Genomic DNA, 23,434 nt, shown 5'->3' with positions numbered 1-23,434 from the left:
TGGTGGCGCCGGCTCAACGTGTTGAGTGGGGGACGGATTCGGACCGTGTGGGTCACCTGCGGGGGATGAGCTGAAGCGGCAGGACGAGGGGGCCCCGGGCAATCAATGAGGGCGACCAGTGGAGCTCGGGGCTGGCGCGGGAGAAGTCCTGGAGCCGGGAGAAGAGGGCCTCCAAGCCAAGGCGTGCCTCCAGGCGGGCGAGCAGCGCTCCCAGGCAATAGTGGATGCCGTGGCCGAAGGCGAGGTGGGACGCGCGCTCGCGCTCCATGAGGAACTGCCCGGCCTGGGGGAAGTGGCGCTCGTCTCTGAGGGCGGAGGCGAGCAGGACCAGGACGATGGAGCCGCGCGGCAGGTGCACTCCGGAGAGCACCGTGTCCTCGGTGACGAGACGGAGGCTGGAGTGGCCGGGGGGCTCGAAGCGGAGGACCTCTTCGAGGAGCTGGGGGAGGAGGCTCGGATTCGCGAGCACGCGGGCGCGCTCCTGGGGATGCTCGGAGAGGACGACCATCGAGTTCGCGAGCAGGTAGACGGTCGTCTCGATGCCGGCGGGGAGCAGGGCGAAGAGGAAGCTCATCAACTCGTCGTGGGAGAGCGCCGAGCCGCCGGCGTCGGGACGGAGGAGCTCGCTGATCAGGTCGGCTCCGGGGGACTGGCGCCGGGCGTGGAGGAGCTCTTCGAAGCAGCGCTCGAGGCTGACGAGGTTCTCGCGGACGCGGAGCTGCTCTTCGAGGGAGTGGCGGCCTGCGGGGAGGTTGACGAGGTCATCGGCCCACTCCTTGAGGCGCGGGTACTGAGAGGGCTCCAGGCCGAAGAGCAGGCCGAGCACGCTGACGGGGAGTCGCTGGGCAAAGTGGGCCATGAAGTCGACGGGCCCTTCTTGGCGGAGAAGCTGCTCGGCGAGTTCATGGGAGAGGGCGCGGATGCGAGGCTCCAGCACGGCAAGGGCGGCGGGGCCGAACGCGCGGCTGACGCGTGCCCGCAACTGGGTGTGGACGGGAGGATCCTTCATCACGAGGGACTCGGTGACGGGGTTGCGGGAGAGCCAGGGCGGGAGGAAGCCCTGTCCGAGTCCTGCGGAGGAGAAGCGGCGGGGCTCCTTCATGACGGCGACGACATCGTCGTAGCGGCTGACAGCCCACATGCCGCCGGGCTCTACCTGGCGGATGCCGGTCTGGCGCAGCTCGGCATAGAGGGGGTAGGGGTTGGCGCGGGCTTCTGGGGTCATCAGGTCGAGCATGGGTGGGTCCCTCGGGTGAAGAAAGAGTCGAGGGTCTCCACAACAAGTCCCGCGCCAGCGCGCCGCCCCTAGTGCGTTCCGGGGGTTACGTGGTGGTCCTTGGCTGAAAGCCCCCGAATTCCATCAAAGCGAAGGAGCAGGAGCCTTCATTTTGAAGGAGCTGGTGAGGCGGTGGTCGAGGCCGAAATCGAGACGCGTCTGGGTCACGTCCGGCCGGACCAGGCTCGGCAGGCTCACCGCTTTGTCCGGAGGTGGGCTTTCACCGTCTCCCAATCCAGCTCGGCCCGGTGGCGCGTGCCAGGAGACGCTCAGCAGTCTTACTCAGCCTGGAGTCACGCGCCCGCCAATCTCCGGGAAGCGCTCATACGCGCGTAAGAGCGCCTCAAGGTGCGCGGGGGTGTCGAGATCGAGCGGCGTCTCTGTGAGTCGAACGACCCACCCGCCTGTCGCCGTGCGCCGCGCCCGAGAGAGCAGTTCCGCATCACGCGGGGGATCCGGGAACCCGATGGTCTGTGCGGCAGCGGCGGACCAGTAATTCAGCCATCCGAGGCGATGCGGGATCTCGGGCGAGCGGATTTTCTCTGGGAACTTGAGCGCTGGCAGCCCACGGGGCGGAACCCCCGGCTTATGTACCGGATCAAGAGTTTGCCCCGCGATCTCTACCCCGGCGCGGAACGGCGTCGCATGTCCCCACAGCGCGTGCGCGCCCTCCGCAATGCCTTCAAGCACAGAGGGTGCTGCCGTGATCGAGGCCTCGTCCAGCGGCAGCTTTGCATGGACTTCAAACTGCGACTGGCCACCTGCGCTGAGGCGCGCAGGTCTTCCCCACCCTGTCACTGTCACCGGGTAACTCTCGTCGCCGTTGCACACAAGAGGAAATCCCACTGCCTTCGCTCCTTCTGCGAGCCACGCATCGCGCTGAGGCAATGGGACGAGGCGCCCATCGTCGGAAACCATCCACTCCAAGCGCAACCCGGGCAGCGCCTGCTCCATCCCATGGACAACAGCGAGCGTGCGACCGTCGTTGCCCATGAGCGCAGGCGCGTAGACGATGATGCCGAGTCTGTTTCGTGTAGTCATCGTTTGCATCCCGTGACGACGATATTGAGTGTGGGTTCTTCATACAGCAGCGCGGCTTTGTGCTCTTCGGTGCTCACGCCGATCACGAAGCCATAGCCACATCTCTCCGCGATGTCCCGCTCACCCAGCAGCAACGGCATCTGTTTCAGGATCGTCCGCCCCCGGATAAAGTCAGGGTACGTGTCAAACCGATGGGTCTTGATCTCCCACAGTACACGGACGCCGACTTGCAGAGCATCGAAGCGCACTCCGCCCACGAGCACGTCCATTCCGGGATAACGGTTCGGCGGAAACGTGTCGGCGCACGCGTCATGCGGATCATCCTCGCCCGCGTGCGGCACCGGGATGGGCTCGCACTCAGAACGGCGGCGCTCCTCCGTCACCGGGGCAGGCGGGTCCCTCCTGTTCGCTCTGGACTTCTCCGGTGTGGGGTTCGCCTCCGGTTCCTGCGAGGCCCGAGGAGCGTCTCCGGCCCAAAGGCCCGGCTCCCGAGTGGGCGGCAACACGCGCTTGTGCGGGCTCCGCGGTAGGGGCTGGGGTCGAACCTGCCCTGGCTGCCCGCGGGTGGGGAGGCCCGTGCCGGGCACAGCGGGTGGGCGCACAGGCGCCCAAGCGTACGTCTCAGGCGCCTCTTGAGTCTCAAGTGCCTCTTGAGAGGTGGCGCACCCAGCTACGACAACGGCAACGGCAACGGCTTGGCGGAGGGCGCTGCACGTTCGGAAGTTCATTCCACGTCCTTTCATCGAAGAGGGGGCGGTGCGGGTCAAGGCTGGGCCAGTTCCCCTCGGGAATCTGCCAGCAAGCGCTGACAGCTTGAGCCGGGAGCGCGTGCGTCCGACAGCTCCAGCTCGGGCCGGGGTGCGCGCGTCCGGCAGCGTCCGCTCGGGCCGTGGGCGCCACCTCAGAGCGCTCCAGCTCGGCCCGGTGGTGTGGCGCACGGCGAGCGGAGGTGTCAGACGCCCCCCGCACCTTGAAGCGCTCCAGCTCGGGCCGGTGGCGCTCACGTCGGACAGCTCCTGGATAGGTCAGCCGGTACTCTTGCAGTACTTCAACAACGCCCGGGAGTGCTACGCGCCCCAGAACGCCCGGGAACTGCTCCGCCAATTGAAGCGGAGCAGAGCCCATTGAGCGTGCCGCTCAGCCGCCGGTGCGCGGAGACTTGTCGGCGTGGCCGTCGTCGTACAGCGCGGTCAGCCCGGTTACCTTGCCCGAGGCGTCTTTCTCGATACGGAGACGAAGGATGTCCATGCCATCGTCGAGCATGAGGGTGTCCGCAGTCATCGGAACCGCCCGGACCTTCAGCCCGGTCTGCTGCCGCTCGTACCAGAGCGAGCCGTTCTCATACTTCAGCGTGCGTGAACCGTAGCTCCCCGCGAAGCTCTTGAGCACCTCGGCGGTCAGCGTCACCGGGTTGGCTTGCGCCTCCACCTTCTGGAGCGACCACGACAGCTGTTGCTTCCGTGCCTCGTCCTTGGCTTGGTTCTGCAGCTTCTTCAGCGCATCCTGGTGGGCGGTCACGAGCGCCTTGTCCGCAGGAACCTGGATGTCCGGCGCAATGCCCGTGCCCTCCCAGTTGGTGCCGGTGATGGGGTTCACCGCGCGGCCAAATGGAATGAACGCCAGCAGGTGCACGTCCGCGAGGAAGTGGGCGTTGACCGGATGCGCACCGCCGCCGGTCGTCTCTCCCACGATGGTGGCGCGCTTGAGGTTCTTCAGGTTGTAGGTGAACTCCTCAGCCGCCGAGAAGGTGCGCGAGCTGGTGAGCACGTACACCGGGACATTCGCCATCCGCTTGCCGGCCACGTGTGCCGAGGTCCAGAACTGCTTCGTGGTGTTCCCCTTGCGGATGTAGAAGCTGTTGAGGTGCGTCGATTCTTCGAAGAAGTAGCTGGTGATGAACTGCACCATCGATGGATCGCCACCGCCGTTCTTGCGCAGGTCGATGATCACCGCATCCGAGTTGCCCAGGAAGTTCATGGTGGCCACGGCCGTCTCGCCCCCGAACTCCGCGCCGATGAAGCCTCTCAGGTCCAGGTAGCCCACGTTGCCGGCCAGCCGCTCGACCTTCTCGAAGCCGAAGTTCACGGACGCCAGCTCATTGCGGATCTTCTCGCGCACGGCGGGATCCTTGGCTGCGTCTTCGTCCAGATCCGGGGGCTTCGAGGGTGCGTAGCGGACGCTCAAGTGCTTGTCCTTGCTCACCTCGCGCAGGTCGCGAGTCAGCACCTCCGCCAGCTCAGCCGAGTTGGCGATCTTGTCGTAGGCGCCCGCCTTCAGCTTCTGGCGGAGGCCCGCCTCCATCTTCTTCGCCACGTCCGGGAACACGTAGTTCTCGTTCAGCGCCGCCGAGACGCGGTCCACGATCTTCGCGCGCATCGCCGCATCCACGGGCTCACCGGCGCCGGGGCCCGATCTGGGCTGAGCCTGGGAGACGCCTGCGAGAAGCAGGGCTGCGGAGAACAGCGCGCCTCCCCAGCCGTGCAGCCACCCACTTCCATTCCTGCCACTTGCTGTCGTCATCAGAATTCCCTCTGTGTATCCGAGTACTCGCACGTTAGAGATCCGCAGCCTTTCTCGAAAGTCTTGGAGGAGCCACCGATGCGGCTGGAGGACCTCGACATCCACGCGCTGCTGGAGCTCGACCCGGAGGGCGGCATGGTTCGCTTCGCGGGACAGCGCGCGCTCATCCTCGACGCCGTGGCCATGGGCCTGCTCCGCAAGCAGCTCCTGGACACGCTAGGGCCCTCGGCGGCTCGGGTCATCTTCACGCGCTTCAGCTTCGCGCACGGCTGGCGCATGGCCGAGGCCCTGTGCTCGCGCTTCACCTGGGACAGCGCCCGGGATTGGCGCTTCGCGGGTGGCCTCATCCACACGCTCCAGGGGCTCATCCGCCTGGCTCCCGGCGCGGAGGACCCCTTCTCCCCAGAAGGCGCCACGATGGAGGCCTCCTATGAGGCGGAGCAGCACTTGCTGCACGCGGGGCGCTCGGACACGCCGGTCTGCTGGACGCTCTGCGGCTTCGCCAGCGGCTATCTCAGCCGCGTCGAGGGCGAGCGCATCTACGTCCTGGAAGACCGCTGCATCGGGCGCGGGGACGCGGTCTGTCACTTCCACGCGAAGACCCGGGAGGGCTGGGGAGCCACCCTGGAGCCGCACCTGCCCTTCTTCGAGCAGGAGGGGCTCGAGGTGGCGCTGCGCCAGGTCACCGCGGAGCTGGTCCGAGCCGAGCGGGAGCTTGCCGAGCGGAAGAAGGCCCTGGCGCGGTCGCCTCGGGAGCCCGAGCTGCCTTCCGGCATGGTGGCCCGCAGCCCGGCGATGCGGCGGGTGATCGAGCTGGCTCGGCGCGTGGCCCCCGTGGACTCGACCGTGCTCATCACCGGAGAGAGTGGCGTGGGCAAGGAGCGGGTGGCGCGGCTCATCCACGAGGAGTCCTCGCGCGCATCCGGGCCGTTCCTGGCCATCAACTGCGCAGCCCTCGCGGAGACGCTTCTGGAGAGCGAGCTCTTTGGCCACGCGCGCGGCGCCTTCACGGGCGCGGTGCGCGACAGGCCCGGCCTGCTGGAGGCCGCGAGCGGTGGGACGTTGCTCCTGGATGAGGTGGGCGAGATGCCACCCTCCGTTCAGGTCAAGCTGCTGCGTGCGCTGCAGGAGCGGCAGATCCGCCGCGTGGGAGAGAACCGGGACCGGCCCATCCGGGTCCGCGTGCTGGCGGCCACCCACCGCACGCTGGCGCGCGAGGTGGAGGCTGGCCACTTCCGGAAGGATCTCTTCTACCGGCTGCGGGTCGTCGAGCTCGCCGTGCCGCCTCTGCGCGAGCGGCGGGAGGATCTCCTGCCCCTGGCGCGTTCGCTGCTCGCCAGCGCGGCCGAGCGGATGGGACGGCCGGTGCCCTCGCTCACGCCGCAAGCCGCGGATCAGCTCGCCCGGTACGACTGGCCCGGCAATGTCCGGGAGCTGGAGAACGCCATGGAGCGTGCCGTCGCCCTGGCCCAGGGCCGCCGTGTCGATTGGGAGGACCTGCCCGAGGACATCCGGGGCGCATTGCCAGGGCCCACCCTCTCCGGAGGCGGAGTCCGCACGCTGGAGGAGATCGAGCGGGACTACATCCTGGCCGCGCTGGAACACCATGGTGGGAATCAGACCGTGACGGCGCGGCAGCTCGGCATCGGTGCTGCCACGCTGTACAGGAAGCTTAAGCAGTATGGCGCTCTGGCTCGAGACAGAGAGACAAAGGCTTCAGGCCGGCGGTGAGGTTCGGGCCGGTCCCAACCTGTCGGACAAGCGGACAGGTTCGTGCCAAGCTTTGCTGGCAACTCACGCGCAAGGAGGGGGGGTATGGACACGCTCTCGGTCGACCGGATCGTCTTCCCGGTCACGCTCTCGGATGGCAACACCTACTCTCTGGTGGGGTACCTGTACTTCCGTGAGACCTGGCGCAACCGGCCTCTCCAGGTGGCCCTCCACGGAGGCAACTACAACCACAAGTACTGGGACATCCCGCGGATCAACGGGCACGACTACTCGTATGCCGAGTTCATGGCCCGCCAGGGCCACGCGGTCCTCGCGCTCGATCTGCTCGGCAGCGGCACCAGCAGCAGGCCGGACGCGGACTTCCTCTCGTTCCAGGAGATGGGGAGCGCCGTCCACCAGGTGCTGGCCAGCTTGCGCAATGGCACCCACCCCCACGGCTATGTGTTCCAGAAATTGGTGCTCGTGGGGCACTCGCTCGGAGCGGCACTCGCGACGTACGTCCAGGGGACCTACCGCGACGCGGATGCCGTGGTGACCACGGGCGTGGTGTTCGTGGACTACCAGCGGCCGCTCGATCCCGAGCTCATCAAGGAGCGCGCGAAGGATCCGTACTTCAAGCTGCCGTCCGAGCTGAGGGGCACGGCGTTTCACCGGGCCTCCAGCACCGAGCCCGCCGTGATTGCCTATGACCGCGCGCACCTCGATGACTTCATCCCTCGGGGCTATGCCCTCACTGTCTTTCCGTTCATCTCCGACCCCGCAGTGACCCGTGTGAACCAGGTCACCTCTCCCGTGCTGGTGCAGCTCGGCGAGTTTGATCCGCTCGCGCCGGGCTCCCTGGCCGAGCAGGAGCTGGCCTGCTGGTCCAGCGCATCCAAGCGCTCCGTTCAGGTCATCCGAGGCGTGGGCCACAGCTTCAACGCGCACCTCGCCAACCAGAGCAGCTGGACTGGAATCCACCGGTGGCTCTCCGAGACGTTGCCCCAGCAGTGACCCTCCTGGGTGACCCTGACGGTGCGGAGCGGCAGGGGCTGGCGGGCGAGCGAGCCTCTGACGGGTGGCCCGAGGGGGGGAAGACGGAGACCGGCGGCGGACTTAACCTCCGGGAGGGGAGGCTGGCGCGGCACGGCCGCAGGCCCCCCCGACACAGGGGGAAGATTCCATGAAGATGCTGTTGCACGAACTGCACCCAGCCATGGTCCATGCTCCGCTTGCGCTGCTGCCGACGGCGACAGCGGCCGATTTGATTGCCACCCTCAGCGGCGACAAGTCCTGGGCCAAGGTGGGACGGCGGCTGTGGGTAGCGGGCACGGTCGGCGCCCTCTTCTCGGGGCTGGCCGGGCTGGCCGCCTCGCAGGAGGTGAAGCTCAACGAGCCGCGCGCCCGTGACATGGTGTTCATCCATGGGCTCGGCAATGCCGTCATCTCGCTGGGCGCGGTGGGCATGACGCTGTGGCGGCTGCGCCATCCTCCTTCGCTCGGACAGACCTTGATCGGGCTGATGGCCAACGCGGCGGCGGTCTACACCGCCTCCCTGGGGGGCAAGGTGGTCTACGATATGGGCGTGGGCATCAACTCGATGCCTCCCGAGGCTTCGGCCGGCACGCTGAAGGGCCCGCCGCTCTTGTCCGCCGAGGCCCCCAAGGCGCTGCTGCGGGATGGGCTCCAGGGCATGCGCTGGCTGATCCGCCGCGCGAAGAGCCTCTTCTCCGGTGCGCAGCCGCTGACCTCGGGCTCCGCGGGCTTCGGCCCCGCGTACGAGGTGCCTCCGACGCCGGAGCTGGTGCTGGAGCACGACACCACCGGTGGCATGGTGGAGCAGTCGCGCCACTGAAGCGCTGGAGGCCCGCGGGACCACCCAGGCCCTGGGGCCTCGGTGGTCCCTGGTTCGCTCATTCCCTTCAGGCAAGGTGCGCTGGGGAGCGGGCGGACCAGCGTCTCACCCTCGGCCCGGTTGCGCTTTTGGATGCAACTTTGAACAACTGTCGGAAAGGTGTCTTGACTCAGCCGTCGTGATGCCAAGACTGCGAGTGTCCTCCAATCCAGGAGGCAGAGCCCCCCCCCGCTCGTGCACCCGGCCCGATCATCTCGATGAAGCCCTCCATCCTCCTCATCTCGGGTGCGCCCCAAGTCCGATCCCTTCAGAAACTCGCGTTGGAGAGCCAAGGCTGGCAGGTGCAGGAGGCGGACACTGTCGCGGCCATCACCGCGTGGGGGCCTCGGCCGGACGTCATCGTGCTGGAGGCGAGCACGCCCCTGGAGGGGCTGGCCACCGAGGATGCTCCTCGAAGGGCGCTGGAGGCGCTGGGTGTTCCGCTGCTGGTGATGGCGTCCGCCGCCGAGCAGGAGCAGCTGACGCGGCAGAAGCTGCGCGCCGTCTACCTGGGCTACCCGCTGTCTCTCGGCGGGCTGCTGGAGGCGGTGCGCATGGTGCTGCCGATCTCGGCCCTGTCTCCCGATGGCACGCAGAGCCCCACCGTGCTCGTCGCCGATGATGATCCGGTCTCGCGCAAGCTGCTGATGCTGTTGCTGGCTCCCTTCCACTTCAACGTGCTGCTGGCCACCGATGGAACGGCGGCCCTGGAGCTGGCCCGGCGGCGCAAGCCGGACGCCGTGCTCGCGGATGTGCTGATGCCGGGGCTGGATGGCTTCCGGCTCTGCCTGGCGCTGCGCAAGGAGCCCCGGCTGACCCACGTGCCCGTGCTCCTCACGCACATTGGCACGCCGGACGAGCTGGACCTGCGCATGGCGCAGAACGTGGGCGCCAACGGCTTCGTGCGCCGCACCCAGGAGGGCGATGAGATTCTCGGCGCGCTCCTGCGTGAGCTTCGCCACGGTGGCTTCTCGCCCGCGGCCGCGGAGCAGAGCCCCTCGGTGGACGAGCACCTGCACGGCATGGTGCGGCGCTTGGAGCGCCAGGTGGGCCTGCTCACCCAGGCCGAGCGCGCCGTCAGCGAGAGCGAGGAGCGCTACCGCCTCATCGTCTCCGGCTCCTTCGACGGCGTCTGGGACTGGGATCTGCGCCGCCGCTCGTTCTGGTGCAGCCCGCGCCTGCTGGAGATGCTGGGCCTGGAGCCAGAGGACTTCCTGGGCACCTATGAGGGCTTCGTGGAGCGGCTGCACCCGGAGGACCGGGATGCGGTGGTGAACGCCCTCTCCACGCACCTGGAGCACGGCACCCCGTATGACGCGTCCTTCCGGCTGCGGCACGCCGATGGCAGCTACCGCACGTGCATGGGCCGTGGGCGGGCACAGCGGGACGTCTCGGGGCGGCCGGTGCGCATGGCCGGCATCATCGACGACGTCACCGAGCGGCTCCGCCTGCTGCGGGAGACGCAGGAGGCCGTGCGCACCCGCGACGAGTTCCTCAGCGTGGCGGCCCACGAGCTGCGCACGCCGCTCACGGCGCTGCGGCTGCGGCTCCAGGGCGTGAACCAGGCGCTGCGCGCGGAGGGGCCCTGGTCCCCGGAGAGAATCTCCCAGGCCCTGGGGTCCGCGGACCGGCAGGTGGGGCGGCTGGCCAGTCTGGTGGACACCTTGCTGGACGTGTCCCAGCTGCACAGCCAGGCGCCGCGGCTCCAGCTGGAGGAAGTGGATCTCGCCTCGGTGGTGCGCGATGCGGTGGAGCACTCGGAGCATGAGGCCGTGCGCTTGGGTTGCCGGCTGGTGCTCGCCTCGCTGCCGAGCACCCTGGGGAGGTGGGATCGGGTCCGCATGACGCAGGTCATCCGGCACCTGCTGGCCAACGCCATGAAGTTCGGGCCCGGTAAGCCGGTGGAGGTGGTGCTCCAGTCCGAGTCCGACACGGCGGTGCTCGAGGTGAGGGACCACGGCATCGGCATTGCCCCCGAGCGCGTGGAGGGGCTCTTCCAGCGCTTCGAGCGGGCTGTCTCGGTGAGGCACTACGGTGGGTTGGGCTTGGGGCTGTACCGCGTGCGCCGCATCGTCGAGGCCCACGGCGGCGCGGTGACGGTGGACAGCGTGCCGGGCCAGGGCGCTACCTTCCGCGTCCACCTGCCCCGGGCGGGGGCCGTCCGTGCGGCCCTCCTGCCCGTGCAGGCCTGATTACGCCTTCACCTGCTCCTTCTTCTCAGGGGTGCCGCTGCCCACGGTGATGCGCTTGGGCTGCACCTCGGGGCGCTTGGACACCCTGAGCGTCAGCACGCCGTTCTTCAGCTCGGCGTTCACGGCGTCCGGGTTCACGCCCTCCGGCAGGGTGAACGCGCGGCTGAACGAGCCGTAGCTGCGCTCGTAGGTGTAGAAGCGCTCACTCTCCTCGCGCTTCTCGCTCTCGCGCTTGCCGCTCACCGTCAGCCGGTCTCCCGTGAGTGTGATTTCGATGTCCTTCTCCTCCACTCCCGGCAGGTCCGCCTTGAAGATGAAGGCGTCCTTCGTCTCCTTCACCTCGAAGGTCGGCACGAACGTGAGCGTGCCCTCGCGCCCCGCACCGGTAAACCACTGGTTCATCACATCGAAGGGATCCAGGCCCATCAGCTCCTGCATGCGCTGGAATGGATCCCACTCGCGGGTCCGCTGCAGGCTCCCGCCACTCCCTCGGCGAACAGGTAGATCTGCCATGACACTGCCTCCTTCCTTCGCAAGACGGAGCGAAGTCACGAGGACTTGCCGCCGTCACTTCTGACGTAAGGCAGGAGGGGCCCGCTGTAAGGCGTCACACCGGCAGGCGATGGCAGGCCACCTCGTAGCGCCCAGGGTGCCAGGAACTCCGAGCGGAGCCTCTGCCTGCATGCCCGCCCTGCCTCAGGGCAAGCGGCCTTTCTGGCACGGGGGGTCCGCCCGTCGCTACATCTCTGTCGCGGATGGCTGGGGAGTGTCGCCCACTGGGCGATGCCAGGGAACTCACTGCCAATAACTATCTCTCGGCAACGGAATCCCTCTAGGGTGGCCAATCGTTTCCAGAGGAGCTTCATGCCTGAGGTGCTCGTCGTTGATGACAGCAAGGTGATGCGGGACATGGTGGTGGCCTGTCTGCGGCCCTACCCAGGTCTGAGCTTCACGCATGCCTCCAGTGGCTTGGAGGCCATCGAGCGGCTGTCGCTCAAGCCGTATGACCTCATCGTGCTCGACCTGAACATGCCGGACATTGGTGGCATCGAGGTGGTGGAGTTCGTGCGCGGCCAGGACACGCTGCGCCACCTGCCCATCGTCATCGTCACCACGCGCGGAGATGAGGCCTCGCGGGCCCGGGCGCTTCAAGCGGGCGCGGATCGCTTCATGACGAAGCCGTTCACGCCCGATGCCATCCTGGGAGAGGTCAAGGGGTTGCTCGAGCGGGTGCACGGGTGAGCGTGGACCTGGCGGATTTCCTCCCCGCCTATCTGACCGAGGTGGAAGAGCTGCTGGGCATCGCGAACACCCAGCTTTTGGCCCTGGAGACCGCCGCGAAGCAGCGCTCCGCCAGCCCGCGCACCGTTCGGGAGCTGTTCCGGGCTCTGCACACCATCAAGGGCCTGTCGGCCATGGTGGATGTGGAGCCCATCGTCTCCATCGCGCATTGGATGGAGGCGGCCCTGCGGCAAGCGGACCACGCGGGCGGGCGGGTGCCCGAGGACAGCATCGAGCCCCTGATGCAAGGCCTGCGCGCCATCGAACAGCGGGTGCATCAGCTCGCCGCGGGCAAGCCGGTCGCCGGGGCCTCCAAGGGCTTGCTGGATCGCCTGGAGCAGCTCGACGCTACCGAGCGGGGCCCACAGGGCAGCCCGGCGGCGCCGGCCCGGCTCGAGCTGGAGCCCACGCTCGCCGCGAAGCTCTCCACGTCCGACCAGGAGCAGCTGCTGGCCGGAGTCGCCGCGGGCAAGCGGGCCCTGCGCCTGGACTATGTGCCCTCCGCCGATCGCGCCGCCCAGGGCCTCACCATCAACACGGTGCGCGAGCGCGTGGGACAAATCGCGGAGATCGTCAAGGTCATCCCCGTGGCCGGCGCCACGAATGGCGGTGGCAACCTCACCTTCGCGCTGCTGTTGCTCACGAGGGAGGACGATGCGGCGCTGTTGGAGGCGGTGGGGGGGCCCCCCGCCACGCTGCGGATGGTGGCCTCGTCCGCGCCTGCTGGGCCCGCTTCGCTGCCGCCCCCCACCTCGGCCGAGTCACTCCTGAACGAGGAGGAGGCCGCGGCCGCGGAGCCCCGCCGCAGCGGCGTGCTGCGCGTGGAGGTGTCCCGCCTGGATGAGGCGCTGGAGCGGCTGGCCGCGCTCGTCGTCACCCGATCGAAGCTGGCGCGGGCGGTGGCAACGCTGACGGCGGCCGGTGCCCCCACCCGCGAGCTCGTCCAGGTGCTCCAGGAGAATGCGCGCCAGCTGAGGGACTTGCGCGCCTCCATCCTCCACCTGCGCATGGTGCGCGTGGGCGAGGTGCTGGAGCGGCTCCCTCTGCTGGTCCGGGGGCTGCGCCGCACCATGGGCAAGCAGGTGCGGCTCGAGATGGACGTGGGAGACGCGGAGCTGGACAAGTCCGTTGCGGACCGGCTGCAGCCCACGCTCGTCCACCTGGTGCGCAACGCGGTGGACCATGGCCTGGAGCGCCCCGATGAGCGCCGCGCCGCGGGCAAGCCCGAGGAGGGCGTGCTGCGCCTGGCCTGCCATGCGCGCTCCAACGGAAGGCTCGAACTGACGGTGAGCGATGATGGCCAGGGCGTGGATGTCGCCACCGTGGCCGCGCGCGCGGGAGTCCCTGTCCCCGCCACTCCCGAGGAGCTGCTGGAGCTGATGTGCCGCCCCGGCCTCTCCACCCGCGCCTCCGCGGACACCACCAGCGGGCGCGGCATGGGCATGGACATCGTCAAGCGCATCATCGTCGAGCAGCTCGGCGGGGAGCTGCGCCTGGAGACGGCGCCCGGCAAGGGAACGACGTTCAGCTTGTGCGTGCCCCTCACCATCACCATCGTGGACGCGTTCGTCTTCGAGTGCGCCGCCCTCCGCTACGCCGTGCCCGTGAGCGGGGTGGAGGAAATCATCGAGGTGGACACCTCCCGGCTCGTCCATCCACCTGGGCGCGCGGGCGGCATGGCCATGCTGGAGCGCCGAGGGCAGGCCGTCCCGCTCCTGTCGCTGGAGCGGCTGCTGCGGCGGGACGGGGGGCGTGAAGGTCCAGGGCCCAAGGCCTTCGTCGTCCGGCAGCGCGGCATGCCCCTGGCCATCGCCGTCGACCGGCTGCTGGGCCAGCAGGAGATTGTCCTCCGGCCGCTCGAGGACCCCCTCGTGCGGGTGCCCGGCGTGGCCGGCGCCACGGATCTGGGGGATGGACAGCCGACGCTGGTGCTGGACTTGCCCGCGCTCAGCGCGGCGCGCGGGGGAGGCTCGCGGCTGGAGAGCGCTGCCGCGAAGGGAGGTGCGGCATGAGCTCGCTGCATGTGGTGTTCAAGGTGGCAGGGGCCGAGTACGCCATTCCCGCCTCCGAGGTGTTGCAGATGGAGTCCTTTACCGGGGCCACGCCCGTGCCCGGCGCTCCCGCGCACGTGGCGGGGCTGGTGCAGGTGCGAGGACGGGTGGTGCCGGTGGTGGATGCGCGCGCGCGCTTCGGGCTGCCGCCCGTGGAGCGGACGCTGGACTCGCGCGTGGTGGTGGGCCAGCTGGGCTCGCGCATCGTGGGGCTGCTGGTGGACAGCGCTCGCGAGGTACTGAAGCTGGCGCCGGACCAAGTCCAGCCTCCACCCCAGCTCGTGGCGGAGCAGGCCCAGGGATTCGTGAAGGCCGTGGCCCGGGTAGGCCCGCGCCTGGTGATGCTGATCGATTTCCCCCGTGTCATCGGGGAGGAGAAGGTTCATGGCGGCTGAAAATGGGAGTGCGGTGGGCGTAGAGGATGCGCGCTCGATTGTCGACAGCGCGGCCCGCTCGGTGCGCGAGGGGGCAGGGGTGTTGCAGGCGGTGGAGCAGCTCTCCACGAAGCTGGCCGCCGCGGGCAACGAGCAGGCCGCGGCCAGCGAGCAGGTGCGCGCCTCCATCGAGGCCGTGGCCGCCAGCGTGGAGGAGACGTCCGTCTCCGTGCAGGCGCTGGTGCGCTCGCAGCGCACGGTGAGCGAGTCCGCCAGGGGCGTGCAGCAGGACGCCGAGCAGACGGCGGGCGCGATCCAGGAGATGTCCGCCTCCATCGGCGCGGTGCGCAAGGACGCCACGGCGCTGGCCAGCTCGGCAGACACCACGGCGGCCACGCTCGAGGAGACGGCCCGTTCCGTGAAGGGCGTGAGCGCCAGCGCGGAGGACCTCGCCGCCTCCAGCGAGGAGCTGCTGGCCGGCATGACGGAGATGAGCACCACGGTGACGGACATGGTGGCGCGCAACCAGTCCAGCGCCTCCGCCACCGAAGAGGTGGCCGCCACCATGGAGCAGATGTCCAAGGGCATCTCCCGGCTGTCGGCGGATGCCCAGAGCGTGGGCGAGCGCGCCACCGCCGTGTCCTCCGCCATGGGGGGCATGAGCCGGTCCCTGACCGAGGTCTCCAAGGACGCCACCAGCATGGCCGCCGCCGTGGAGCAGACGGCCGCCACCAGCGAGGAGTTGGCCCGCTCCGTGCGCGCGGTGGCCGAGCACGCCCGCACGCTCGAGGCGTCCGCGGCCTCCACCGCCTCGACGGTGACCGAGGTGGCCGCCAGCGTGGAGGAGGTGGCCGCCACCGCGGAGAAGAACGCCGCCACGGTGGATGCCAACGCCGCCACCATCGAGCAGCTGGCCCGCTCCGCGCAGTCGGTGGCCCGGGGTGCCGAGCAGATCAACACCCTGGCCGCGACCAGCGCCAGCTCCTCCGCTCAGCTCGAGTCCTCGTCGCGGCGCATCGCCCAGATGGCCGAGGAGGCCCGCGCCACCGGTGAGCGCGTCAGCACCACGGCCCGAGAGGGCGGCGCCACCGTGACCCGCTCCATCGCCGGCTTCACCCGTATCCGCCAGTCCATCTCCGAGTCCGCGGGGGTGATGAAGGAGATGGGCAGGCGCGCCGAGGAGATTGGCGACATCGTCCAGACGATCAACCTCATCGCGGACCGCACCAACCTGCTGTCGCTCAACGCCAGCATCGAGGCGGCGCGCGCGGGCGAGCACGGGCGCGGCTTCGCGGTGGTGGCCGAGGAGATCCGCGCGCTGGCGGACCGGGCGGCGGCGGCCAGCGCGGACGTGGCGAAGATCGTCCGGGGCCTGCAGAACACGGCGCGCGAGGCGGCGGTGGCCACCGGCGATGGCGTCCGCGCGGCGGATGAGGGCGCGTCGCTCGTGGCGGACGCGGAGCGGGCGCTCGGCTCCATCCTCAAGGGTGTGGACGAGCTGGGCACGACGGTGCGCGAGGTGTCCCGAGCCACGGCCGAGCAGGTGCAGGCGGTGCAGTCCGTCTCGCAGGCCACGGCCCGGGTGAGCGAGCAGGGCCGCCTCATCTCCGCCTCCGCCACCGAGCAGGCCCAGGCGGCGCAGGCCCTGGCGCAGGGCGCGGCGGAGATGCGCCGGATGGCGAAGCAGACGACGCAGGCCGCGGTCGATCAGGCCCGCGCGCTGCGGGACGTGGTGCGCTCGAACGGGCAGCTCGTCGCGGCCACGGAGCAGGTGTCCAAGGCGATGCAGGAGCAGGCCACGGCGGCCGGAGAGCTGGCGAAGACCGCCGCGCAGATGCGCGCGCTGGTGCAGCAGGTGAGCGTGGCGGTGGTGGGGCAGGGCAAGGAGGTGTCCACCGTGGGCGCGGCCCTGCAGGAGGTGAACACCTCCATCCAGCGCACGCTCGCGGGGCTGGCGGAGCAGGCCAAGGGCGCCGCCGAGGTGGCCAAGGCCATGGAGGACACGCGCAAGCAGGCGGCGCACGTGGCCAAGGCGGTGGCGGAGCAGGGCCGCGCGGTGCGGCAGAGCGAGATGGCGGCGCGGCAGGTGGCCAAGCTGGCCGCGGAGGTGACACGCGCCACGGATGAGCAGAGCCAGGCGCTCACCATGCTGACGCGCGCGGGCGAGGAGGTGCGCCGCGTGGCCAAGCAGACGGCGCGTGCGCTGGACGAACAGGCCGAGGTGGTCACCGCCCTCGCGGCCTCCGCCACCCGCCAGGCGAGCGGAGTGGCGGCGGTGGCCAAGGCCTCGGCGGAGCAGGCCTCCATGAGCGAGCAGATCAGCCGGGCGGTGGAGGACATGCGCGGCCGGGCACGGGAGATCGCCTCCACCACGACGCAGCAGGCGCGCGGCACGGCCGCCACCGCCGGAGAGGTCCGGGAGGTGACGGCGCGGCTGACCCAGCTCTCGCGCATGCAGGGTGAGCAGGTGGAACACCTGACGCGGCTGAGTGGGCTCCTGACGCCCGAGGGCCGTGCGGGCCGTGCGATGGAGCAAGCGTGAGAGCTCTCGGCAATCCCCTGTCGCTCTCCGCGGACGACCGCGCCCGGGTGGAGGCGGTGGAAGCCCTCGCGCGCCGCGGGGCCTCCGGTCTAGAGGCGCTGCTCGCGGATCTGGACACGCCGAGCTGGGCGGTGCGCCGTGCCGTCATCGGCACGCTGGCGCGCATGGGCACTTCGGCGGTGGCGCCGCTGTGCGACGTGCTGCGCCACCGCCGGGACAGCGAGGCCCGGCTGGCCGCGGCCGTGGAGGTGCTGGTCGCCTCGACGGGAGAGGTGGACGACTGCGTCATCGCGCTCGGGGAGGATTCCAACCCGGCCATCGTTTGTGACGCGGCGCAGGTGCTGGGCCGCCGCCGCAGCCGCCGCGCGGTGTCGCTGCTGGCCACGCTGACGGTGCACGCAGATGACAACGTCGCGGTGGCCGCCATCGAGGCGCTGGGCCGCATCGGCGGGGGCGCCGCGGTGGACGCGCTGCTGGCGGCGCTGGGCAGTGGCAACTTCTTCCGCATCTTCCCGGCGATCGACGTGCTGGGGCGCTCGGGAGACCCGTCCGTCGTCACTGCGCTGCTGGGCCTGCTGGCGGATCCGTTCTACGTCACCGAGGCTGCCCGCGCGCTGGGCCGCACCGGCCAGGAGGCCGCGGTGCCCGCGCTGGTGGGGTTGCTGCAGCGGGGCAATGACGCGGTGATGCGCGTGGCGGCGGTGGCGCTGGTGGAGATCCACGAGGCCCAGGTGCAGCGCTTCGGCGGAGCGCGCGTGGTGCAGTCCGCGCTGCGCACGCGGCCGGCGGGAGCGGAGCTCGGGCGGCGGCTGGCCCGGTGCCTCTCCGGTGCGGACGCGACGGAGAAGGCGGCCCTGTCCCGGCTGCTGGGCTGGGTGGGCGGGCCGGATGCGGCCTCGGGGCTGCTGGCGCTGCTGGACGCGGAGCCGACGGTGGCGCGCGCCTCGGCCAACGCCCTCATGGAGCTGGGCCCTGAAGCGGATGGCCCCATCCTTCAGGCCCTGCGCGAGGGAGACAGCGCCCGGCGGCAGGTGCTGCTGCCGCTGGTGGCCCGGCGCTCGGCGGCCGTGCCGGACGTGGTGGCCTGTCTGGAGGACCGCGACCCCATGGTGCGGTCCCTGGCCGCCGACACCCTCTCCCGGATTGGCGAGCCATCGGCCGTGAGGGCCCTCTTCGATCACCTGGGGGACGACGACCCGCGCGTGGTGCAGGCGGCGGCTGCCGCCATCCAGTCGCTCGGCAGCGAGGAGACGGAGCAGCTCGCCCTGGCGGCGGCGCGCTCCGCGGACCCTCGTACGCGCCGCGCGGCCCTGCGGATCATCTCCTACTTTGGCTATCCCCGCGGACTGGATGTGCTGCTCCAGGCCATGCGCGAGCAGGACGAGCGGCTGCGGGACGCGGCCATCTACGGCCTGCCCTTCATCGATGATCCGCGCGCCGTGGACGCGCTGCTGGAGGCGGCCCGGCATGACTCGGAGCGCACCCGCGCGGCCGCCATGCGCGCCCTGGGGCAGACGGACAAGGAGGCCCGCGTCACCTCGTGCCTGCTGGGAGGCCTCAACGACAAGGATCCGTGGGTGCGCTACTACGCGTGCCAGTCTCTCGGGAAGCTGAACGAGGAGGCCGCGGCGGACGCCATCGTCGCGCTGGCCAATGACGACGCGGGCCAGGTGCGCGTGGCGGTGGTGGATGCGCTGGCCCACCTGCACACCGAGAGCGCCATGATAGCGCTGCGGCGCGCGGCCAGCTCGGAGGACTCGGATGTGCGCCGGGCGGCGCTGCTGGGGCTGGGCGTGTCCAAGCGCCCGGACGCGCTGCCCGTGCTCATCGAGGCCGCCAGCCAGGGAGATCCGGCCACGCGCCTGGTGGCCCTGTCGGCGGTGGCGGAGTACGACTCGCCGGAGACGGTGACGGCCCTGCTGCGCGCGGCGGGAGATCCCGACGAGAGCGTGCGCAGCGCGGCGGTGGGCTTCCTGGCCACCCGTCCGGGCACCTCCGCCACGCAGGCCCTCGTGTCGCTGCTGGGAGATCCCGCCTTGCGCGAGCGCGTGGTGAGTGCGCTGTCGCTGCCCGCCGAGGGCCGCATCCCCGGCCTGATGACGGCGCTGGAGGCGGCGGATGAGCTGGTGGCGCCGCTGCTGGTGGCGGCCCTGGCGCGGATGCAGCGCGCGGATGCACGGGCGGCCCTGGTCTCCGCGCTGAGCACGAGCAGCCCGGCGGGACGGCGGGCGGTGGCGGCGGCGGTGGCGGCGCTGGGCACGGTGGAGGCCCGCGAGGTGCTGGAGCGGGCCGCGGCCCAGGACGAGGACCCAGAGGTGCGCCGGGCTTGCTTGCTTGCGCTGAGCCGCTGATGCCATCCCTTCCGCTCTCGCCGCCCGTCTTCGCCATCCTGACGCAGCTCATCGAGCAGCGCTCGGGCTTGCACTACGTGCCGGACGATCTGGATCTGCTCGCGGAGAAGCTCTCCGCCAAGGCGCTGGAGGAGGGCTTCGAGTCGCTGCTCGACTACTTCTACTTCCTCAAGTACGACCCGGCGGGCCCGGCCGCGCTGGATGCGTTGGTCGACACGCTGCTGGTGCATGAGACGTACTTCTTCCGGGATGCGCTGCCGCTGGAGGTCATCTCGGACGAGGTGGCGCGCTGGGTCCGCCTGGGGAAGCGGGTGCGGCTCTGGTGCGCGGCGTGCTCCACGGGCGAGGAGCCGCTCACGCTGGCGATGATGTTGGATCAGCGGGGCGTGCTGGACGGCGTGTCCCTGCTGGCCACGGACTACAGCCAGAAGGTGCTGGAGCGGGCCAAGCAGGGCGAGCACAACCTTCGCTCCATGCGGGCGCTGCCGGCGGGTATCGAGGGGCGCTACCTGGACGTGGTGGAGGGGCGGCCGCGGGTGCGCTCGGATCTGGTGGCCGCGGTGGAGTGGCGGCGGATGAACCTGATGGATGCGGGGGCCATCGCCGCGCTGGGCGCCTTCGATGTCATCCTCTGCCGCAACGTCCTCATCTACTTCCAGGACGAGACGGCGCGGCGGGTGGTGGAGTCCCTCACGAACGCGCTGCTCCCGGGAGGGAGCCTGCTGGTGGGCACCTCCGAGTCCCTGCTGCGCTTTGGCACGGCGCTGGTCTGCCAGGAGCGGCGCGGCGCCTTCTTCTATGTCCGGCCCCAGGAGGGGACATGACGGAAGCCCCCATTCGGGTGCTGGTGGTGGATGACTCCGCCTTCGCGCGCAAGGTGCTGAAGCAGGTGCTCTCCGCCGCCCCGGGTATCTCCGTGGTGGAGACCGCCCGGGACGGGCTGGACGCACTGGAGAAGATCGCCGAGCTGAAGCCGGACGTGGTGACGCTGGACCTGCTGATGCCGCACCTGGATGGGCTGGGCGTGCTGCGCTCGCTGGGGGGGGCGCCCTCTCCGCGCGTGGTGGTGGTGAGCAGCGCGGGCGAGGAGAGCGAGCTGGCGGTGACAGCGCTCCAGGCAGGGGCCGTGGAGCTGGTGCACAAGCCCACGGCGCTGGCCACGGACCGGCTCTACGAGCTGGGCGCGGAGCTGGTGGCCAAGGTGCGCACGGCGGCGGGTGCCGTGGTGCGCCCGTCTGAGCCCGTGCAGCCCGTGGTGAAAGCGGAGCCGCGCCCGGTGAATTCGACCGGACAGCGGCTGGTGGTGGTGGGCACCTCCACGGGGGGCCCCGCCGCGCTCACGCGGTTGATGTCGTCGCTGCCCGCGGACTTCCCGGCGCCGCTGGCGCTCGCGCTGCATATCCCCCCGGGCTACACGGAGGCGCTGGCGAAGCGGCTCGACCTGAACAGCGCGCTGGAGGTGGTGGAGGCGGACAATGGCGTGGAGCTGCGGCCTGGGCGGGCGGTGCTGGCGCGCGCGGGCATGCACCTGCGCGTGGCCCGGGACGGCGACAAGCTCGTGGGGTGGCTGGATCGCGTCCCGCTCCAGACGGCCCACCACCCCTCGGTGGATGTCCTCTTCCAGAGCGCGGCGGCGGTGTGGGGCTCGGGCGCGGTGGGCGTGGTGCTCACGGGCATGGGGGATGACGGGCTCGAAGGGGCTCGGGCCATTCGCGCGGCCGGAGGCCACGTGCTGACCGAGTCCGCCGAGTCCTGCGTGGTGTACGGCATGCCGCGCGTGGTGGTGGAGGCGGGCCTCTCCAACGCGAGAGCCCCCGTGGAGGAGATGGCGGCGCTGCTGGAGCGCTACGTGCGCTGAGGTGCCAGCGGGAGCTCCAGGGTGAAGGTGGCGCCCTCGCCCAGGCGGCTGTGCACGCGCACCTCTCCGCCCATGGCGCGCGCCAGCTCGCGGCTGATGTACAGGCCCAGCCCCAGCCCGCCGTACTGCCGCTCGGACACGCCGCGCTCGAAGCGGCCGAAGATGCGAGGCAGCACCTCGGGGGCGATGCCGATGCCCTCGTCCCTCACCGTCAGGCGCGCGCTGTCTCCCTCGCGCTCCACGCGGACGTGCACCGGCTGGCCGGCGCCATACTTGGCCGCGTTCGTCAGCAGGTTCACCATCACCTGATCCAACCGCCCGGAGTCCCAGCGCCCCCGCACCTCGGGCTCGGCCTCGACTTCCACCGGGCACCCGGCCCGCTCGAAGAGGTCCCCGAGCCGCTCGAGCACCTCGCGCAGGAGCGCGCCCATGTCCACCTCGCTCAGCTCCAGCTCCAGCCGCCCCGCTGACAGCCGGCCCACGTCGAGCAGGCTCGCCACCAGCGCCTCGAGACGGGCCACCTGCCGGCGGATGACGTCGAGACGGCGGCCGCTCTGCTCCCGAGTCTCCGGCGAGAGCGAGCGCTCGAGCATCCGCAGCTGCAGCATGAGGCTGGTGAGGGGCGTGCGCAGCTCGTGCCCCGCGACGGACAGGAAGTCCTCGCGGACCTGGACGGCCGCGCGCTCCGCCTCGTAGAGCCCGGCCCGCTCCAGGGCGTAGGCCGCCTGCTGGCCCATGGCGAGCAGGAAGGCCCGCTCCTCTTCGTCCAGGGTGTGCTCGTGGCGGAAGCCGAGCATGAGCGCGCCGAGCGGCCCTTTTCGCCCCAGCAGCGGGAGGGCGGCCCAGGAGTGATTGCTGTTCGCTCGCACGGCGGCCTCCGTGCCCGGGGCGTGCGCGAGCAGCTCCTCGCGCGAGCTGAGCCACTCGGGCCGGGCCTCACGGATGACGCGGGCCACGGGCACCTCCGCCTCCAAGGGCACTCGGGCGAAGCCCGCTGTGACTGTCTCGGGAAGGCCTTCGGCCTGGAGAAGCCGCAGGGAGCCGCCCTCCGCCTCCAGAACGTAGAAGGAGCCCGAGTCCGCGCCGCCGTTGGCGCCAGCCAGTTCGCGCAGGCTCACCCGCGCCACATCCGCTGGGGTGAGCGCTTGGGAGAGGGCCGAGGTGACGGCTTGCAGCCGCTCGGCCCATTGGCGCGTCCGCTGCTCGGAGGTGATGTCCGTCACCAGCGCGACCACGCCCTCCACCTTCCCGCGTGCGTCCCGCTGGGGGATGTACGAGGCGCGCACATGGCGCGGAGCGCTGCGGGTGTAGGGCTGGGTCCGCTCGAAGGTGAAGCTCTCGCCGGCCATCGCCCGGTCGAGCAGGGGGCGGACGCCCTCGTAGGCCGCGTCCCCGACCACCTCGCGCACGGGCCGGCCCTCCACCTCCTCGCGCTTCAGGCGGAACCACTCCATGTACCCCCGGTTCGCGTAGGCGTACACGTAGCGGCCGTCCTCCCAGCGGACGAAGGAGATGAGGACGGGCAGCGCGTCCGCCATCAGGCGCAGCTGGCCCTCGCTCCGCTCCAGGCGCTCGGTGAGGCCCGACTCCACCGCCGCTTGCAGACGCAGGTTGACACGGACCACGTGGCTGAGCACCACCAGGTAGGCCAGCAGCCGCAGCAAGTGGAACAGCCACCAGAGCGGATCCCACAGGTGGCTGAGCCCGAAGAGGACGCCCGCCATGGCGAACAGGAGGCATTGGTTGGCGAAGACGAGATCCTCGGCCTCTCCTCTCCGCCGGTGGCGCCGCAGAAAGAAGGCCGCGGCCCCGAAGAAGGTCAAGCCTCCGGTGATGTTGAGGAGCTTGGCCCACGGAAGATAGGCGCCTTCCGAGTCGAAGCCGGGAGTCCAGGCGTGGGGAAGCGCGACGAGGGCTGCGCACAGCGGCAGGGTGAGCAGGCCCACCACGAGGGGGATCGGCCCGGCGTGCCGTTGAGTCCAGGGCTCGGGCGCCCAGGCGAGCAGCATCACCAGCCCCCCGAGGAGATTGGGCAGCAGGCGCGACCAGAAGAAGGCAGGGCCGGGGTTCACCCACGAGTGCGTCACGTCCAGCAGGCCCATGCAGATCAGCGACGTGGCCACCCAGAGCAGGTGCGGCGCGTACCTGGCATAGCGCCGCCGCCAGAGCAGGACGGCCGCCATGGCCAGCGCGGTGAGGCCGCCTGCCGTCTCGAAGGAGGAGTGGAGCGGAGGGTAAGGCCACTGGATGCCACCCAGCCAGCGCAGCAGCACGAAGCTTGCCAGGGCAGGAAGGGCCACGCAGAGCAGAGCGGAGAGGGGGAAAGGCCGGCGGCCCGTCATGG

Annotated in this window: 17 protein-coding genes; 11 read left to right on the top strand and 6 right to left on the bottom strand. The window is 70.6% G+C overall.

From position 1 onward, the window contains the following. Positions 1 to 52: 52 nt before the first annotated feature. From DB31_RS38310 to DB31_RS38290, 4 genes are all read right to left on the bottom strand, one after another. The gene (locus DB31_RS38310) at positions 53 to 1,237 is read right to left on the bottom strand and encodes a cytochrome P450 (protein ID WP_044197551.1); all 1,185 of its coding nucleotides are present in this window, start codon (positions 1,235 to 1,237) and stop codon (positions 53 to 55) included. A 321-nt stretch (positions 1,238 to 1,558) separates the two neighbouring features. Further along, positions 1,559 to 2,317: a DUF5953 family protein gene (locus tag DB31_RS38305; RefSeq protein WP_044197549.1), complete on the bottom strand. Its 759-nt coding sequence runs from the start codon at positions 2,315 to 2,317 to the stop codon at positions 1,559 to 1,561. Further along, positions 2,314 to 2,700, bottom strand: a complete 387-nt coding sequence (locus DB31_RS51465; RefSeq protein ID WP_338034352.1) for a DUF6310 domain-containing protein — start codon at positions 2,698 to 2,700, stop codon at positions 2,314 to 2,316. The genes DB31_RS38305 and DB31_RS51465 overlap by 4 nt, the downstream gene beginning before the upstream one ends. Positions 2,701 to 3,454: 754 nt before the next feature. Beyond that, positions 3,455 to 4,693 (bottom strand): S41 family peptidase, encoded by a 1,239-nt coding sequence (locus DB31_RS38290; protein ID WP_052420580.1) that lies wholly within the window; start codon positions 4,691 to 4,693, stop codon positions 3,455 to 3,457. 222 nt (positions 4,694 to 4,915) lie between these two features. On the opposite strand from DB31_RS38290, the gene DB31_RS38285 reads away from it, so the two are divergent. The 4 genes from DB31_RS38285 (at position 4,916) to DB31_RS38270 (ending at position 10,633) form a co-directional block, all read left to right on the top strand. Then, entirely contained in the window at positions 4,916 to 6,568 is a 1,653-nt protein-coding gene (locus DB31_RS38285; protein WP_044197543.1) for a sigma-54-dependent Fis family transcriptional regulator, read from the top strand. A gap of 84 nt (positions 6,569 to 6,652) precedes the next feature. After that, positions 6,653 to 7,561, top strand: a complete 909-nt coding sequence (locus tag DB31_RS38280) for an alpha/beta hydrolase (RefSeq protein WP_052420579.1) — start codon at positions 6,653 to 6,655, stop codon at positions 7,559 to 7,561. A 169-nt stretch (positions 7,562 to 7,730) separates the two neighbouring features. Continuing rightward, positions 7,731 to 8,402: a DUF2231 domain-containing protein gene (locus DB31_RS38275; protein WP_044197540.1), complete on the top strand. Its 672-nt coding sequence runs from the start codon at positions 7,731 to 7,733 to the stop codon at positions 8,400 to 8,402. A 257-nt stretch (positions 8,403 to 8,659) separates the two neighbouring features. Further along, positions 8,660 to 10,633 carry a hybrid sensor histidine kinase/response regulator gene (locus DB31_RS38270; protein WP_044197538.1) on the top strand — a complete coding sequence of 658 codons (1,974 nt, stop codon included), beginning with the start codon at positions 8,660 to 8,662 and terminating at the stop codon, positions 10,631 to 10,633. On the opposite strand, the gene DB31_RS38265 is transcribed toward DB31_RS38270, so the two are convergent. Then, positions 10,634 to 11,146 carry an Hsp20/alpha crystallin family protein gene (locus DB31_RS38265; protein WP_044197536.1) on the bottom strand — a complete coding sequence of 171 codons (513 nt, stop codon included), beginning with the start codon at positions 11,144 to 11,146 and terminating at the stop codon, positions 10,634 to 10,636. Positions 11,147 to 11,497: 351 nt separating this feature from the next. On the opposite strand from DB31_RS38265, the gene DB31_RS38260 reads away from it, so the two are divergent. Genes DB31_RS38260 through cheB form a run of 7 tightly spaced genes read left to right on the top strand, consistent with a single transcriptional unit; the run spans position 11,498 to position 21,090 of the window. Further along, a complete protein-coding gene (locus tag DB31_RS38260) occupies positions 11,498 to 11,875 on the top strand; it encodes a response regulator (protein WP_044197534.1) in 378 nt (125 codons plus the stop codon). A 2-nt stretch (positions 11,876 to 11,877) separates the two neighbouring features. After that, complete coding sequence (locus tag DB31_RS38255; RefSeq protein WP_044197673.1) at positions 11,878 to 13,926, top strand: chemotaxis protein CheA; 2,049 nt, start codon at positions 11,878 to 11,880, stop codon at positions 13,924 to 13,926. After that, positions 13,923 to 14,360: a chemotaxis protein CheW gene (locus DB31_RS38250; RefSeq protein ID WP_044197532.1), complete on the top strand. Its 438-nt coding sequence runs from the start codon at positions 13,923 to 13,925 to the stop codon at positions 14,358 to 14,360. The genes DB31_RS38255 and DB31_RS38250 overlap by 4 nt, the downstream gene beginning before the upstream one ends. Beyond that, a complete protein-coding gene (locus DB31_RS38245; RefSeq protein ID WP_044197530.1) occupies positions 14,350 to 16,881 on the top strand; it encodes a methyl-accepting chemotaxis protein in 2,532 nt (843 codons plus the stop codon). The genes DB31_RS38250 and DB31_RS38245 overlap by 11 nt, the downstream gene beginning before the upstream one ends. Then, positions 16,878 to 19,232 carry a HEAT repeat domain-containing protein gene (locus DB31_RS38240; protein ID WP_044197528.1) on the top strand — a complete coding sequence of 785 codons (2,355 nt, stop codon included), beginning with the start codon at positions 16,878 to 16,880 and terminating at the stop codon, positions 19,230 to 19,232. The genes DB31_RS38245 and DB31_RS38240 overlap by 4 nt, the downstream gene beginning before the upstream one ends. Next, entirely contained in the window at positions 19,232 to 20,056 is an 825-nt protein-coding gene (locus DB31_RS38235) for a CheR family methyltransferase (protein ID WP_044197527.1), read from the top strand. Before DB31_RS38240 ends, DB31_RS38235 begins: the two co-directional genes overlap by 1 nt. Beyond that, a complete protein-coding gene (gene cheB, locus DB31_RS38230; protein ID WP_044197525.1) occupies positions 20,053 to 21,090 on the top strand; it encodes a chemotaxis-specific protein-glutamate methyltransferase CheB in 1,038 nt (345 codons plus the stop codon). The genes DB31_RS38235 and cheB overlap by 4 nt, the downstream gene beginning before the upstream one ends. On the opposite strand, the gene DB31_RS45635 is transcribed toward cheB, so the two are convergent. Beyond that, entirely contained in the window at positions 21,078 to 23,432 is a 2,355-nt protein-coding gene (locus DB31_RS45635; RefSeq protein ID WP_052420578.1) for an ATP-binding protein, read from the bottom strand. The genes cheB and DB31_RS45635 overlap by 13 nt on opposite strands. Between the last annotated feature and the right edge of the window lie 2 nt (positions 23,433 to 23,434).

This window comes from Hyalangium minutum (genome assembly GCF_000737315.1).
Classification (GTDB): Bacteria; Myxococcota; Myxococcia; order Myxococcales; family Myxococcaceae; genus Hyalangium; species Hyalangium minutum.
The sequence above is the reverse complement of the archived record's forward strand: the minus strand, read 5'-3'. Positions and strand labels throughout refer to the sequence as shown.

What these genes read in the sequence shown, in the direction of transcription:
- DB31_RS38310 (WP_044197551.1), bottom strand. Translation starts at nt 1,237, where the DNA reads ATGCTCGACCTGATGACCCCAGAAGCCCGCGCCAACCCCTACCCCCTC.
- DB31_RS38305 (WP_044197549.1), bottom strand. Translation starts at nt 2,317, where the DNA reads ATGACTACACGAAACAGACTCGGCATCATCGTCTACGCGCCTGCGCTC.
- DB31_RS38290 (WP_052420580.1), bottom strand. Translation starts at nt 4,693, where the DNA reads ATGCGCGCGAAGATCGTGGACCGCGTCTCGGCGGCGCTGAACGAGAAC.
- DB31_RS38285 (WP_044197543.1), top strand. Translation starts at nt 4,916, where the DNA reads ATGCGGCTGGAGGACCTCGACATCCACGCGCTGCTGGAGCTCGACCCG.
- DB31_RS38280 (WP_052420579.1), top strand. Translation starts at nt 6,653, where the DNA reads ATGGACACGCTCTCGGTCGACCGGATCGTCTTCCCGGTCACGCTCTCG.
- DB31_RS38275 (WP_044197540.1), top strand. Translation starts at nt 7,731, where the DNA reads ATGAAGATGCTGTTGCACGAACTGCACCCAGCCATGGTCCATGCTCCG.
- DB31_RS38270 (WP_044197538.1), top strand. Translation starts at nt 8,660, where the DNA reads ATGAAGCCCTCCATCCTCCTCATCTCGGGTGCGCCCCAAGTCCGATCC.
- DB31_RS38265 (WP_044197536.1), bottom strand. Translation starts at nt 11,146, where the DNA reads ATGGCAGATCTACCTGTTCGCCGAGGGAGTGGCGGGAGCCTGCAGCGG.
- DB31_RS38260 (WP_044197534.1), top strand. Translation starts at nt 11,498, where the DNA reads ATGCCTGAGGTGCTCGTCGTTGATGACAGCAAGGTGATGCGGGACATG.
- DB31_RS38250 (WP_044197532.1), top strand. Translation starts at nt 13,923, where the DNA reads ATGAGCTCGCTGCATGTGGTGTTCAAGGTGGCAGGGGCCGAGTACGCC.
- DB31_RS38245 (WP_044197530.1), top strand. Translation starts at nt 14,350, where the DNA reads ATGGCGGCTGAAAATGGGAGTGCGGTGGGCGTAGAGGATGCGCGCTCG.
- DB31_RS38235 (WP_044197527.1), top strand. Translation starts at nt 19,232, where the DNA reads ATGCCATCCCTTCCGCTCTCGCCGCCCGTCTTCGCCATCCTGACGCAG.
- cheB (WP_044197525.1), top strand. Translation starts at nt 20,053, where the DNA reads ATGACGGAAGCCCCCATTCGGGTGCTGGTGGTGGATGACTCCGCCTTC.
- DB31_RS45635 (WP_052420578.1), bottom strand. Translation starts at nt 23,432, where the DNA reads ATGACGGGCCGCCGGCCTTTCCCCCTCTCCGCTCTGCTCTGCGTGGCC.